Annotated in this window: 9 protein-coding genes; 2 read left to right on the forward strand and 7 right to left on the reverse strand. The window is 61.0% G+C overall.

Annotated features, from left to right (window positions below; all coding sequences use genetic code 11):
* Positions 1-93: 93 nt before the first annotated feature.
* Together CPA54_RS08980 and dps are read left to right on the forward strand one after the other, a co-directional pair.
* Positions 94-2,598, forward strand: coding sequence for a glycosyltransferase (locus CPA54_RS08980; RefSeq protein WP_248630869.1), 2,505 nt, complete (start codon positions 94-96; stop codon positions 2,596-2,598).
* A 156-nt stretch (positions 2,599-2,754) separates the two neighbouring features.
* Positions 2,755-3,261, forward strand: coding sequence for a DNA starvation/stationary phase protection protein Dps (gene dps, locus CPA54_RS08985; protein WP_043559660.1), 507 nt, complete (start codon positions 2,755-2,757; stop codon positions 3,259-3,261).
* 163 nt (positions 3,262-3,424) lie between these two features.
* On the opposite strand, the gene CPA54_RS08990 is transcribed toward dps, so the two are convergent.
* The 7 genes from CPA54_RS08990 to CPA54_RS09020 all read right to left on the reverse strand — a co-directional run bounded on the left by CPA54_RS08990 (position 3,425) and on the right by CPA54_RS09020 (position 14,762).
* Positions 3,425-3,964, reverse strand: coding sequence for a hypothetical protein (locus tag CPA54_RS08990; protein WP_086431843.1), 540 nt, complete (start codon positions 3,962-3,964; stop codon positions 3,425-3,427).
* Positions 3,961-5,214: a glycosyltransferase gene (locus tag CPA54_RS08995; RefSeq protein WP_227449782.1), complete on the reverse strand. Its 1,254-nt coding sequence runs from the start codon at positions 5,212-5,214 to the stop codon at positions 3,961-3,963. The genes CPA54_RS08990 and CPA54_RS08995 overlap by 4 nt, the downstream gene beginning before the upstream one ends.
* A gap of 49 nt (positions 5,215-5,263) precedes the next feature.
* The gene (locus tag CPA54_RS09000) at positions 5,264-6,154 is read right to left on the reverse strand and encodes a hypothetical protein (RefSeq protein WP_103765337.1); all 891 of its coding nucleotides are present in this window, start codon (positions 6,152-6,154) and stop codon (positions 5,264-5,266) included.
* 134 nt (positions 6,155-6,288) lie between these two features.
* Positions 6,289-9,270, reverse strand: a complete 2,982-nt coding sequence (locus CPA54_RS09005) for a glycosyltransferase (protein ID WP_249086183.1) — start codon at positions 9,268-9,270, stop codon at positions 6,289-6,291.
* Between the two features lie 2 nt (positions 9,271-9,272).
* Entirely contained in the window at positions 9,273-11,102 is a 1,830-nt protein-coding gene (locus CPA54_RS09010) for a tetratricopeptide repeat protein (RefSeq protein ID WP_249080545.1), read from the reverse strand.
* 22 nt (positions 11,103-11,124) lie between these two features.
* Entirely contained in the window at positions 11,125-12,615 is a 1,491-nt protein-coding gene (locus tag CPA54_RS09015; RefSeq protein WP_086442227.1) for an HlyD family type I secretion periplasmic adaptor subunit, read from the reverse strand.
* Entirely contained in the window at positions 12,612-14,762 is a 2,151-nt protein-coding gene (locus CPA54_RS09020; protein WP_154981322.1) for a peptidase domain-containing ABC transporter, read from the reverse strand. Before CPA54_RS09020 ends, CPA54_RS09015 begins: the two co-directional genes overlap by 4 nt.
* Positions 14,763-14,771 lie beyond the last annotated feature (9 nt).

Consider the following 14,771-nt stretch of genomic DNA (forward strand, 5'->3'; position numbering starts at 1 on the left):
TTCGGAATGAAAAATGCCATGTGTCTGGCACGGAAATATTTCACAATTATGAAACAGACCTCTTTCACCAGACCTTGATTTCAGGAGAGGACAATGCCTGCACATCAGTTCCAGGGTTTTGTTGATACGGTGGACAGCCAGAACGGCATCATTGCAGGCTGGGCTGTCAACCTGCACGAGCCGTCCCGTGTTGTCCTGCTGCATGTCCTGGTGGATGGCCAGGAAGTCATGCAGGTTCTCTGCGACCTCAAACGGGAGGATGTCCGCCAGATCCTGCGTATTCCCAGCAACAAGCTGGGCTTCCGCTTCAGGCTCCCCCCGGAAGCCTGTGATGGCGCACAGCACGGCATCTCCATCCGCTTTGATGACCGCACCGCCCTTCTCTTCCCCGATGAGGACCAGCCCGACAGGGCGCATGAGACCCTCACCTTCTCACGCCCGCCCCAGACCGAATATCAGAGCTGCGTTGATGGCATGTTCGAAGGGCTGCTGCGGGGCTGGGTCGTTTCCCGCAATCATCCGGGGGCTGACTGGTCCGGCCATGTTGTCGTGTCTGTCAGGGTGGATGGTGTGCCGGTCGGGACTGTCCGGGCCGACTGCTACCGGGGCGATGTTGTCGAGTTCCTGAAAAGCGCCCCCAACTGCGGATTCGAGCTGCCCATCCCCCAGCGCTATCATGATGGCCTTCCCCACGAGATCACCATTACCAGCCTGCCTGACGAAATCCCGCTTGTCGGCAGCCCGCTGGTCACGGCCCTGGCCGATGACCAGCTGACGGCAAAACTCGTACAGATTGAAAACAGCATCGCCGCCCTGCACCAGCAGCTGACAGCCCTGCGCAACACCACACGCTCGCTGATTCCCCGCAAGCCGCTCAGCCTCCAGCATTATGACCGCTGGGCAAAAAGCTATTACCCCCTCCTGCGGGAACAGACAGCCCTGCTGCGCAAGGCCCGTCCGCTGAAGGAAACACCTCTCGTCTCCGTCCTCTGCCCGACATGGCGGCCAGATGAGGCGGAGTTCCGCGCTGCTGTCGAATCCGTCCTGGACCAGACCTATGAAAACTGGGAGCTCATCCTTGTCGATGATGGCAGCCAGTGTGAACGGACCAGAGCGCTCCTCAGGGAATATGCCCGGAAAGACAGAAGAATCCGCACATTCTCACTGAAAGTGAACCGGGGCATTGCCGGGGCAACCAACAAGGCCATCAGCCACGCAAAGGGCGCCTACATTGCCTTCTTCGACCATGATGACCTGCTGGTGGATGTCGCCCTGGAGAACATGGTCCGGGCTGCGCTGGAGACCGGCGCCAGGCTGCTCTACTGCGACGAGGACAAGGTGGATGCTGGAGGGCACTTCCTCGAACCAAACCTGAAACCCGACTATGACTACCGCTACCTTCTGGGTTGCAACTATATCTGCCATCTCACCTTCATGGAGGCAGACACTGTCCGCCAGACCGGCCCACTGGACAGCCGCCATGACGGGGCACAGGACCATGATTTCCTCCTCCGTGCCGTGGAGATCATCCCGCGCGAGGCCATCCACCACGTACCGGAAATTCTGTACCACTGGCGCAAGAGCCCCAACTCCACGTCCAGCAGTGTCAGCAACAAGGGCAATGCCATCCGGGCCGGTGAAGCCTGTATCACCGAGCATCTGAAACGCCGTGGCATCAAGGCGACCGTTTCTTCCGTGGAGCATCTCAGCCTCTATTCCATTCGCTGGCCGTTCCGGAAGCAGCCTGCCGTCAGCATCATCATCCCCTTCCGGGACCAGCTGGACATGACACGGCGCTGTGTTGAATCCCTCCTGGACACCCAGACCTACAGTGCCTTCGACATCATCCTTGTGAACAATTTCTCTACAAACAGGGAAACGCTGGCATGGCTGGACGGAATACGGAACCATGACCGGATCAGCATCCTGCATGTAGAAGAAGCGTTCAACTACGCCCGGCTCAACAATCTGGCAGCCAGACACAGCAACAGCGACCTGCTGCTTTTCCTCAATAATGACGTCATCGTCACCCAGCCGGATTTCCTCAAACGGATGGTGCAGGAAACACAGGCCGCACCGGATGTTGGCGCCGTCGGGGCCCGGCTCCTCTACCCCAATGGCACCATCCAGCATGCTGGTGTGGCTGTCGGGCCAGACATCATCGGGGTCCATGTCCATCGTCTCCAGCCGGCGAAAGCTTTCGGCTACATCGGGCGCCTGTGTATCAGCCACGAGGTGACGGCCATCACCGGGGCTGCCATGCTGGTCTCCCACCCGCTCTTTGATGCCATGGGGGGATTTGATGAAGTCGGCCTGACCGTTGCCTACAATGATGTCGATCTCTGCCTGAAAATCCGCGACAACGGGTACCGCATCCTCTTCTGCGCCGAGGCGGAAGCCGTCCATCATGAGAGCTTCTCCCGGGGGAGTGACGACCGCCCGGAACATGAGGCCCGTTTTTTCAACGAAAAACAGATCATGCTGGAACGATGGAAAGACAATCCGCTCTTTAAAAATGATCCGGCATACCCACATTATTTCCGGCAGGACCTGAGGACCTTCTTTGACCTCCGCAACCCAGAGGATTTATGGTCCTGAGGGTGACGAGGCCCGGAGGAGTCCCTCCCGGTTTCTGAAAAAGTTTTCTCCCCTCCAATGAAGGACGGGAGAACACGAAGGAGCACTATGATGCCTGGAGATGGATGGCGTTTTGCCGATCTAGTGAAGGACGGGAAAACACGAAGGAGCACTATGATGAGCAAGATCAATCATTATCACACCAGCAACAACACACCGGACAACACGAAGGCTGTTTCCATCGAGACACTGAATGCTCGTCTGGCTGACCTGATCGACCTGGCACTGGTGACCAAGCAGGCCCACTGGAACCTCAAGGGTGTCAACTTCATCGGCGTACACGAGATGCTGGACGGCTTCCGCAGCGGGCTGGATGGCTTTGTCGATACCGCCGCAGAGCGTGCCGTCCAGCTGGGTGGCGTGGCTCTCGGTACCGTGCAGACAGTGCAGAAGAACACCAACTGCGCTCCGTACCCCACGGACATCTACACCGTGCATGACCACGTAAAGGCTCTGGCAGAGCGTTATGGCGTCGTGGCCAACAAGGTCCGTGAAGCCATCAAGGTGACGGCCGAAGCTGGCGATGAAGATACATCCGACATCTTCACCGAGATCTCCCGCGGGCTGGACAAGAACCTCTGGTTCCTCGAGGCTCACCTCCAGGCTGAAGCAGGCCCCCGCTAAGGGTTTGGGCCACACCGGGGCCTTCGGGCTTCGTGCTGACCGGGAAAAGGCATGTCTCCCACAGGGGCATGCCTTTTTCTTTGCCCGACACCCGCATCCCTTTCAGGCATGAAAAAAGGGTGGCCACAGCCACCCTTTCCCGATCTCCGCACTGTATCTGCCCTCAGAGGGACAGAGCCAGATGAAGCCGTGCGAAATAGAAAGGATCTTCCTTCAAGACATCCCTGACAGCACGACCATCCGGCAGGACATCGTTTCCGGCCCCCAGATCATCCGGCATGTAATCGGCACGCCAGTCCTTGATGTTGGCATCTGCAGGCAAAGGCTGAAGAACAGGCTGGTCCGGTTCGGACACGGCCTCCGGCTCGGCCTCCACAACAGGTTCAGGCACGGCAGGCGGAACTCTCTCGGGCTTCAGGCTATTCATGATCGCCCTGAAATCCTCTTCCCCCAGAGGCCCCGGTATGCCCCCCCGCTCCCGCTGCACGATCCAGCCCTCGGTCACGCTCTTCAGCATGGCTTTCTCTGCCGGATTCTCCTCAGCCCCAGCCTGCCCGGCCCACCAGCTCCGCCAGGCAGCATCTTCCAGCTGGGCAAAGTCCTCTTCCGTCAGCCGCTGCGGCGCAGAAGACGGGGATTTCTTGACAATCCAGCCAGCCACCAATGCCTGAAAGGCAGCCCTGTCCATCTCCGGCATGTTCATATTCCCTCACGACCTGTCATTCTGCCTATCAAGACCTCATACTGGGCAAGGTACTGCCTTACATCCAGCACATTTTCTGCATGGCGCCGTACATTATGAGCCAGCGTCTCGGCAAGTGTCCTGTTTTCCAGAAGGTGCAGGACAGCATCACCGATGGCATCCGGTTGCAGGAAGGGAACCAGAAGAGCCGTCTCCCCGTGCGTCAGATATTCCCGCACCGGGGCCGTATCACTGGCCACAAGCGGACAGCCCACGGCCATGGCCTCCCTGAGCGACCATGACAGGACAAAAGGGTAGGTCAGATAGATGTGGGCATCCGAACGCTGCAGAACCCGGACCATCTGCTCCCTCTCCAGCCAGCCGACAAAATGGATGCGGGAAAGATCAAGTTTGCCCTCAAGCTCCCTCAGCATGGTCTGCCGCCAGGTGCCGCCACCCGCCGGGGGAAGACCATAGCTGACATCCTCCTGCCCCATCAGAATGACCCGGCAGTCCGGCCGAGCCTTCATCAGGGCAGGAAGAGAGCGCATGAAGCTGTGGAACCCCCGGTATGGTTCCAGATTCCTGGCAGCATAGGTCACCAGCGTCTCATAAGGGGCAACGCTGATGCTTCCCAGCCGGAATGGCTTCTGCCGCAACGAAGGGTCAGGCCGATACTGGGTGAGGTCAACCCCCTCATCCAGCAGGGTGATCTTCTCCTGCGCCCAGGCCGGATACGTTCCCAGCTGGAAACGGGTCGGTGTCTGCCCCTCCCCCGGCCCGGCCAGTGCCTGAAGATTGATGGCATTCTTGCAGCGGATCAGAAGGCCCGCTTCCTGCGGCATGGGGAACTCCGGGTCAAACCCTATGTCCCGGTCTTCCAGCCCATAATAGAACTCGAAATAACCCAGCACGGGCACACCGGGAAAGACTGAATCGATATTCAGCAGCTCCCCCCAGCCATGATGCCCAATGATAATATCTGGCCGGAACCCAAGATCCCGCAACGACCGGGCCACTGTCGCAATGGCCTCAGACCGATGGATGGCGTGGTCCATCTCCCGGACGAACGGATGCGCCCCATCCTGCCTCACCTCCGGCGGACGATAGAGCACCCGGCGGACACCGGGAATATCCGGCCCCTTGCCCGCCGTGATGAACACAACGTCATGCTCCGGCCTGCGGGCCAGATGAGCCACCATATGGGCATATTGCGCTGGGAAGCTCTGATGAACAAAAAGAAAACGCACCACTTCCCCCGGCCTGATCATGCCCCTGACGCCCTGTCAGGGCCGTTGCCTGCAACCCCCTTCTACGGCCTTATTTGCGCTTGCCAGAAGCCGCCGCAGCCTGGTTTTTCCCCTGCCCCTTCACCGGGACAAACTCAAGCTGGAACCCTTCCAGCGGGGCCAGACTCTCAGCCTGAAGAGCCTCCTCTCCCCCCTCGATGGGCCCCACCTTCGTGCCATCCGTAAAGCTGGCCGCCAGCCTGACCGTCCATTTATGGGCAGCCTCACCCTTCAGGCGGACCCGCAGCCCCAGAATCGGCAGGGACATCCCCCGTGAACCACAGAACTGCCCTCCCTCGGACCAGGGAGACAGCCAACCACGCCCCAGAACGGCCTGATATTCAATATCCTTGGCCCGGACAGGCCCCTCGGGACGAACGGCGAAACCCTCGATCCAGCGTTTGCTGTCGACCTGCCCGATCCATTCACCAAGAGCACCGCCCACATCACCACGACGCTGGATATGGGCCACAACATCCCGGGTTGCTCCACCAACAGCACCAGAGACGGAAGCCTTGCTGCCACCAACCCGGTTCCCTTCCGCCATGGCGCCCGCAGCCGGGTCCGCCGGTACCCCACTGATAAGGCTGATCACCTGAAGACGGGGCGTTTCACTTCCTGCCTGACCATCCTGATAGGTCGTCACCATCACACCGGCAGGACCACGCCTCACCCTTACCAGCGCAGCGCTGTTGGCAGCTCCCATCCAGCCATCGGCAGCAAACGTGACAACCTCGACAGCATCCTCCGGCACACCCGGTGCCCGGGATATCCGCACACCCGGCAGTCCGCTCGGCCCAGCTTCCACCTGGCCCGGGGCGTGAAACACACAAAAAACGCCGGCGTCCAGCGTCATCACGTGGGCTCCCGCCTTCAGGTCCACAACACGATGACGAGGCTGTTCTGTGTCCATCTCTGGCATGCTATCTCCGATGATCATCTTCCATGCGTCAAGCGCAAGGCGCCCACACTGCACAGAACATCTTAAAATCTCCCTGTAATCATAACTGATTTGATAATATTCTGCAAAATGTCATCGTCATATATGGGCACGGTTCACTCCTGGCGACATTTTTCCCGCAGGAAAACACCAGCCAGCCGTTCCACCGGAAGCCCCAGCGGCAGAACCTGTCCCCAGGCTGGCCCCGCCTGCCTGAGACGTTCCGCAGAAGCACCGATATCAAAGCCCACGACCGGCAGCCGGGCCTTCCACAACCAGCCCAGCGCATAGCACCATGTCTCGGGGGCAATGGATGTCACGAAACCAACATCCGCCTTCACATCCTCTATCAGGGGCAGAACATCCCTGTCCTCATAAGAGCCAGTCACCCTGATGCCCGCCGCAAGGCTGGCCGTGTCATCATGCGTACTTCCAACAACTATGAGTTGCAGGGGAAGCCCTTCCCTCTGAATGTGCTGCCCCAGCGCCAGAAGCACATCATGACCTTTCCAGCGGCTGATTCCCCCCAGAACCAGTATTTTCAGAGGCCGCTCCGGCGTTGGGAGGCGCTCACTGCGCAACAGGGGGCCTGATGCCCTGATCTGCCAGTCATCTTCCAGCGGCTCGATGCTGATATCCCCAAGGCCGGGCATGTGCCGCCTCAACCGAGAGGCCGCATCCATGGACGGGGCCACGATCCTGCGGGCCTGACGCAGCTCCCTGTCCGAGCGGGCCAGAAAAGCAGGCAGTGTCAGCCCATCATCCGCCAGCACGCTGCCCCGCCCCAGACATTCCATGCAGCCCGCCATGGAGGGTTCCCCGCAATAGCGGCCGTGCCTGTCCAGCAGTGCGATGCGGGGACAGAACCAGACATGGTCATGCACATGGACATCATACGGCACGCCCAACTGCTGCGGCAGGTCACGCAGGCCCGGCTCATGGCCCAGCATATGGTGCCACACAACAAGACGGACGCCGAGCTGGCGCAGAAAAGCCAGCAGCACAGGCTGTTCTGCTGGCAGGGTGAACACCAGATTGGGGGCCTCCAGCCCTTCCACGGGGCTGACCACCCGGCAGCCTGTTTCCGTGGGCTCCAGAATGATGGGCAGAAGCCCCGCCTGCCCCAGCAGGGCCGCCTGCTCTCTCACAGCACGGGCCACCCCTCCGCCCCCACGATGCTGGAACAGGGCCACCGCTCCGACAAAACGCTCCCTGTGCTGGCGCAGCCGCCGCCCGTCCAGCAGCCGGCGGTAATCCCGCAACGGATTCACCTTCTTCCACCGCTGTATGGCCGCATCATAGCCGGGATACAGGCGATTCAGTATGTCCAGATTGCGACGCAGGAGAGGCACTGCCTCCTGCCCGAAAGACCCATGCCCATGGTGCAGGACATAGACATCCACAGCGGCCAGATGGCGGAAGCCAGCCTCGCTAGCCCGGAGGCAGAAATCATTCTCCTCAGCATAACCCTGGGCAAAATAAGCCCCTCTCAGTTGCCCCACCTCGGCCAGACAGGCTGCTGCAATCCCCATGCAGAACCCGTTGGCCGTCGGCAGCTCCACCACCGGCCGGACACTTTCCGCCTGTTCCTGCAAAAGCCTGTCCATGACGGCCAAGGCTGCGGGATCAGGCGCCGGGTTGTCACGCTCATGCGACGGATAGGATGTCAGCCCCCCCGCATTGGAGAAAGGCGTGACCGTCCCTGCCCGCTCAAGACGCAACCAGCGGCACAGGCGCTCCACCCAATTGCCAGAAACGAGCGTATCACTATTGAGCAGGATGACATCCCACCCGGCTGGCACAAGGGCCATTCCAGCATTGATGCTGCTGACAAACCCCTGGTTCGTCATCTGCCGGTGCAGGGTGATACGGCCCGCCGCCGCCAGCCTGTCCAGATGATCCCGAATCCCGGCATCCGGGGACGCATCATCCACGATGATGAGGCGACAGGAGTCCGGCATGGTGGCCAGAACGGAGGCCAGACAGGCCCGCACCTCGGCCTCCCCCCGATAGACCGGCACAATGATGGCACAGCCTGTCCCCACAGCGTCTTTCCGCCTGTCGGCCCCGCTGCGCTTCCGGACCATGCGGCACCCCGATTTCGTCCAGCCCTTCCTCCTGTTTCCCCCCTCTTCTGGCGTACGCATCAGCTGTACCAAGGCGGGATCAAGCGGAGCGCCCTTCAGCAGGCGGTCATACTGATCCTGAAAACCGGTCGGGCGGTGCAGCAGGCGGGGCCAGTCCGCATAAGGCAGGTAAAAACCCCGGGGGCGTTGCAGCAGGGCTGTACTGCTGAAGGCTTCCGCAGGACGGTCCACCCGTAGCGGATCCTCATGCCCCTCCACCCACAACCATGGCAGAAAGTCCGGCTCACCAGGATACCACAACCAGCCCCGGACACCCTCCGCCTCCGCCATGACCAGCGACTGGCAACGTATCAGGGCCTGTATGTCGATCGGGCTCCCCAATACCGGCCGGTCATGACACAACACGACAAGCTGCTGACCCCGCCACCATGGTCCGGCCTCCTCCGGCACCAGCCGGGCCAGATCATGCACACCGGCTGTCACTGTTCCCAAACGTCGGCCATCCAGCACAAGGTCCACCGGGCCAACTGCACGCAGCCGCAGAGCCCCCGCATTGGACAGCACGGCCCAGCCCGGCACCCCGAGAGGAAAAGACAGGCTGTCCGCCAGGGCATGATGCTCCACCGTCAGACTGTTCCGGGACAGGACCTGCCCCATGATGCGGGCCGCTGGCCCGGTGGCCCCGCATCGCAGATACCCTCCTGCCAGAGCCAGCCCGGCTTCCCGCAGCCCATACCGGGCCCACAGACGTTCCAGCCGCGGCAGGGCCTGCGGAATGGCACCACTCTCCAGCAGAGCCATGGCACAGGTAAAGCTGATATTGTCATCCCGCCCGGACAGCGCTTCGGCCCGCTTCAGCCAGAAGAGACCATCCTCCCGCCTGCCCTGGGTCAGGCAGGCCCGGCCTTCATCAAACGCAGTCTGGATGGCCTGCATATGCCGGGCTGTCCAACGGGCCTCATCCTGTACCCGGAGAAGACGACCATAACCCGGGATGAAGCTGGCCTGCATCTTCACCGGCTGATCCCGGTCTCCACTGCCGCCATGTCCATCAAGGCGGGGTCCTGCGAGGCCTCAGCAGAAGGGTCTGCCAGACTGTCCAGCAGGGTCTGCGCCTGTTCAATTCCCTGCCGTGCAGCCTGCCCCAGCCAATACCGGGCCTGCTCGCCATTCTCAGGCCCACCCAGCCCCCGGAGCAGGTAGCGCCCCAGCATCATCTGGGCCAGACCATGCCCCCGTTGTGCGGCCTCCTCGAAACATTCACGGGCCCGCTCCAGATCGACCGGCACATCGTGACCACCCCCATGCATGGCACCAAGGGAGAAATAGGCCTCTGGCAACCCGGCCTCGGCGGCTTTCTGGTACAGCTCCAGCGCCCTTGCATGGTCCCGGCCTCCGCCCACCTGCCCTGTCACGAGCAGCTGCGCCACACTGACACAGGCTTCCGGCATACCCTGGCGGGCGGCCTTGTCCATCCAGAGAAAACCATCTTCCCTGTTCTGTGCCACGCCACGCCCTTCAAACAGCATACGGCCATACCAGTACTGTGCGTTGACGACACCTTCCCGTGCCAGACCCAGCCAGTAGAAGGCCTCCGTCTCATCTGCCGTGCCCCCTACACCCTGCGCAAGACAGACGCCCAGATTGAAGGCACCAAGCAGATTTCCACCTTCCGCCTGCTGCCTGAGACGCTGCTGGAGGCTGCGCTGTTCATCTTCCGGGCGGGTCACACCGGCCAGCACCAGATTGCCAAGGTCTGCATCGGCCATATGGTCCCCCAGCATGGCAGCATGGTTGAACCACTGGGCCGCTTTTCTCTCATCCCGTGGGACGCCGGTTCCTGTCAGATACAGCACGGCCAGCACACGGGCCGCAGGGGTATGATGCTGTTCAGCAGCAAGCTGATACCAGCGGGCGGCCTCCATCGGGCGCCGGAGCAGTTCTTCCCCCCGGATGTACAGGTCTCCCAGCAGGGCCGCTGCCTCGGCATCCCCGCCATAGGCTGCCCGGCGCAGCCAGCTTTCCCCCTGGATGACATTGACCTCTACCCCAACGCCTTTCAGGAGCATCAGCCCGTACCGGGCCTGGGCAGACGGAATGTTCTGCTCGGCGGCTTTCAGATAATGACTGGCAGACTTCCCGGCATCACGGGCCTGACCACTGGCACCATGCTCGTAAATCCACCCCATGGCAGCATTGGCCAGACCGATGCCACCCTCTGCGGCCCGCTGGAGAAGCTCCACAGCCTGCGCCCGCTGACTGTCATCCTCAGCCTCATCCAACAGGATGAGTCCCAACCCGAGCGCCCCCTGCAATGACCCGCCCCGCACAGCTTCGCCATACCAGTGACGTGCAGCCTGCCTGTCCTGCAGGTCATCAGGACCATGATTGAAAATATGCCCCAAAAGGGCCTGGGCCTCGACATGCCCGGCGGCGGCACTTTTTTCCGCCCATATGCGGGCCCGGGCAAAATCCGGCTTGTGGGCATCCATGGCATCCGTATCAAAACGCTCATAGAGACCACTGCCTGCGGGAACGGTCCTGGCCGGGTCAAATCCGTCCGGCACACCCATGGCGAACAGCGTGGCCAGCGTAAAACTGGCCTCGCCAAGACCAGCCTCCGCCGCAACAAACGTCCAGCGGGCACCTTCCTCCAACGAAGAAGGCGTCCCCTGACCGGACAGATAACACTGCCCAACCCTGTATGCCGCCTCTGGAACGCCCGCATTTGCAAGTTTTGCGAAGAGGGAAAAAGCCTGTGGCGTTTTCCCCTCTTCCAGCAACCGGGTTGCCCGGGCAAGCCTGCGAGCTTTGGTGTCAAAAATGGCAAGCCTGCGTGCCATGGCCATGAGCCAACCTCCGCCTTTAAGAGGGCTCTCTCATACCCTCTGTTGCTGCGGGTACAACGCGACTGAACAGATATTTCAGGATCGTCCGCTTGCCGACATCAATATCGGCCGTCACTGGCATACCCGCACTGGGATGGAAGAAAGAAGGCTGACCATGAAGGGTATATTTGTCAATTCTTAGCCGGACACGATAGAAGATGACAGAATCACCCTGTTTCATCATGGCAGAAGGATCAATCCCGGCCCTGATGTTCCCCTCGACCATTTCAGGTGGCAGGAACGTATCGGCACTGATGATGCTGACCGTTCCCTTCGCCCCGCCATACTGGACATAAGGGAAGCTGGCAAACTTGATGATGGCATGATGGCCCTGCCGTACGTAGGCGCTGTCCTGCGGGCTCATGAGAGCCTCCACCTCCAGCCCGCTGTCGGTCGGCTCCAGCGTCATCACCCGCAGGGTGGGTTCCACCGTCGCTCCGACAGAAATGGGGGCTATGGTCAGCACGACACCATCCTGTGGGGCCCGCAGATCGATTTCCTTCTGCTGGACACGCCCTTTGCGGTAGTCACTCCTCAGCTGATCCAGCCGCCGCTCGCCAACCACAAGCATTTCATAGATCTTCGTCTTCCATGACTGGATATAGCTTTCCCGCAGGGCCTTGAGGGCGCTCAGACGGTTTTCCGTAGCACCAGCCGTCTGCTGGGCAGAGATCAGCGCCCGCTCCGTATCCATCACGGCGTCCTGTGCCCCGAGGGTGGAAAGACGGGACCCCACGGCTTCTTTCTGCTCCCGTTCCCGCATGTCCAGCACGGCCTGCGTGACCTTCAGCTTGCTGGCATACATGGCCGCACTGGCCCTGGCCGCCTGAAGGTCGTTCTGCATTCCGGCGATGCGACGGTCAAAATCCGCAACGTGGGACTGATAATCCACCTTCATCTGCATGAAGACCTGCGCCTGCTGGATGGAGGCTGGCACGTTCATGTCTGCCTGATAGTCCCCATCGGAGGCCTGCGCCTTGAGCCGGGACACCTCCGCCTGAAGGGACTGCATCTGGGCGGAGAGATTCTCCATGTCCACATTGCTCAGTGTCGGATCCAGACGGGCCAGAACCTGCCCTTTATGGACATATTCGCCAACCCGGGCATTGATCGATCTGACACGCCCCTGGGCCACAGGCTGTACCACCACGATGGGAGCGGTCGAGATGATCCGCCCCGTGACGGTCACGACCTTGTTGAGCGGGAACAGCGCCATGGCCGCCACGCTGGCCAGCACCAGCGACCCTACAAGCCACGTGATGTAGCGTGCCGAGGCCGTCATGGGCAGATTGACCATCCCCAGCGTAGGAGAATGGAACTCCAGCAGGGCTATGGGCATGTCCTCCGGGGCAAACGGATCATCCGCCTTGCGTGGCCCCTTGTGGTTGTCCTCATCCATGTTGGGGGCAGCCTGCTGCTCTGTCTCCTGTGCGGGGCCAGACCCGGTATGCCTGCTCTCGCTCATCATTCCTGCCCTCCTGAAGACGGACCATCACCTGCCTGTGCATCCTGCGAAAGATGCCGGTTCTGCTGGAGCCACAAGGTACGGTACACGTCGCAGCGTTCCAGCAGGACCTCATGCGGAGCAATATCAATGGCCCGCCCCTGATCCATCACGGCAATCTGGTCACAATCCACCAGCGAGGACAGACGGTGCGACACGATCACCATGGTCCGCCCCTTGGCCAGATTCTTCAGGTTGGCATTGACGAGGGCCTCGGATTCCGGGTCCAGCGCAGATGTTGCCTCATCAAGAATCATGAGTTTGGGGTCGGAGATCACGGCACGGGCAATGGCCAGACGCTGCCGCTGGCCACCGGAAATGTTGGTCGATCCTTCCTCGATCCACGTCTCATACCCAGCGGGCATACGCTCGATGAATTCCTCCGCACCAGCCAGACGGGCCGCCCGGATCACATCATCCAGTGTCAGACCCGGGCGCCCGGCGGTGATGTTGTCATGAATGGTGCCCCGGAAGAGGAAGTTGTCCTGAAGGACCACACCAAAAGACCGCCGCAGGTAATGGAGGTTGATCTCACGCAGGTCGACACCATCAAGACGCAGGTAACCCTGATATTCCCGGCTGACCCCCTGAAGAAGACGGGTGATGGTTGATTTACCAGACCCGGAACGCCCGACAAGGCCAAGCATGGTCCCGGCAGGAACCTCGAACGTCACGTTCGACAAGGCCCTGGTCGAAGCTCCGGGATAGGTGAAATTGATGTTGCTGAAGCTCAGCGCTCCCTTGATGGGCGGACGCATGCCGTGGGTCAGGGCGTAGGTTTCCGTTGGCTGATTGAGCACCTCGCCAGCTTCCCCCAGAGACACGGTCACTTCATTGAGGGACTCCATGATCTTGGCCAGACCGACCAGCGGCGAAGCCACACGGCCACCCAGCATCATGAAGGCCATGAGCGCACCGCCCTGCATGGTGTTGGCGTCCGTCAGCACCAGATAGGCACCAACCAGGATGATCCCCCGGTTGATGAACATGTTGAGCGGCTGCACCATCGTGCTGACCCAGTTGGCCAGGCGCTGGGACGCCAGACGCCAGTGGATGACAACGGCCGTGCGATTGTCCCACGCTGCCCGCCGGGTATTTTCCAGCGCCAGGGTCTTGACGGTACGGATACCGGCCACGGTCTCATACAGTGTGGCTCCCCGCTGCATCTCCGCCCGGACCATCTTGCCCGCCACGCGGCTGACCACAGGCAGCATGATGACCACGATCAGACCGATGGCCCCGGCAGCAACGAGTGTCAGCCAGGCCAGGGTGGAGCTCATGTAGAACAGCACCGGCATGACAACCATCAGCATGAACATGTCGAGCATGGTGTTCAGCACCTGCCCGGTCATGAAGTCACGTACCTTGAAGATGGAGTTGAAGCGCCCCAGCACCTCACCAGCCTGCTGGCGCTCATAGAACTCCAGCGGCAGGGCAAGAAGGCGGTTGAAGGCATGGAGGGAGATACGGGCATCCAGCCGGGTACTGACCACCAGTGTCAATTCCTGCCGGGCGTAAGTCAGCAGCACTTCGTACAGGCTTAGAATGACGACAAAACCCGTCAGGGAGACCAGGGTCGCCATGGAGTGATAGTTGATGACCCGGTCCACCACCTGCATGACGATCATGGCCGGGAACAGTCCCAGAACGCTCAGCACCATGGAGGAGAAGACGATGTCCCGCAGGCCCTTCTTCTCCCGCATGACCATTTTGGCGAACCAGTAGAAGTCGAAATTGGCGTCCGCCTCGGATTCATCGCTGCGTTTCTTGATGAGGACGACATCACCCGTCCAGAGCTGCATCAGCCTCAGCTCATCAATCGGAACAGGTGGCTCTCCCTCGCCCTTGAGGGGGTCCCGCAGCCAGACAATACCCTTCTCAGGGTCCGTACGGACCAGCAGGCCAGCAGACCCATCCCTGAACAGAAGCACGACAGGCGGCGTGAAGCCCAGCTTTACGAGATACCGCCACCGCAGGCGCATCCCCTTGGCCACGGCCCCAAAATCCCTGAGCCAACGGACAAGGGTTGCAGGCGACGGAGACGACTCCCCAGGCTCTGCGGCAAAGTCGTGTATATCCAGCTCGATACCATGATACCGCGCCGCTGCCATGACGGCCCG

The organism is Parasaccharibacter sp. TMW2.1890 (assembly GCF_023337645.1).
Classification (GTDB): Bacteria; Pseudomonadota; Alphaproteobacteria; order Acetobacterales; family Acetobacteraceae; genus Bombella; species Bombella apis.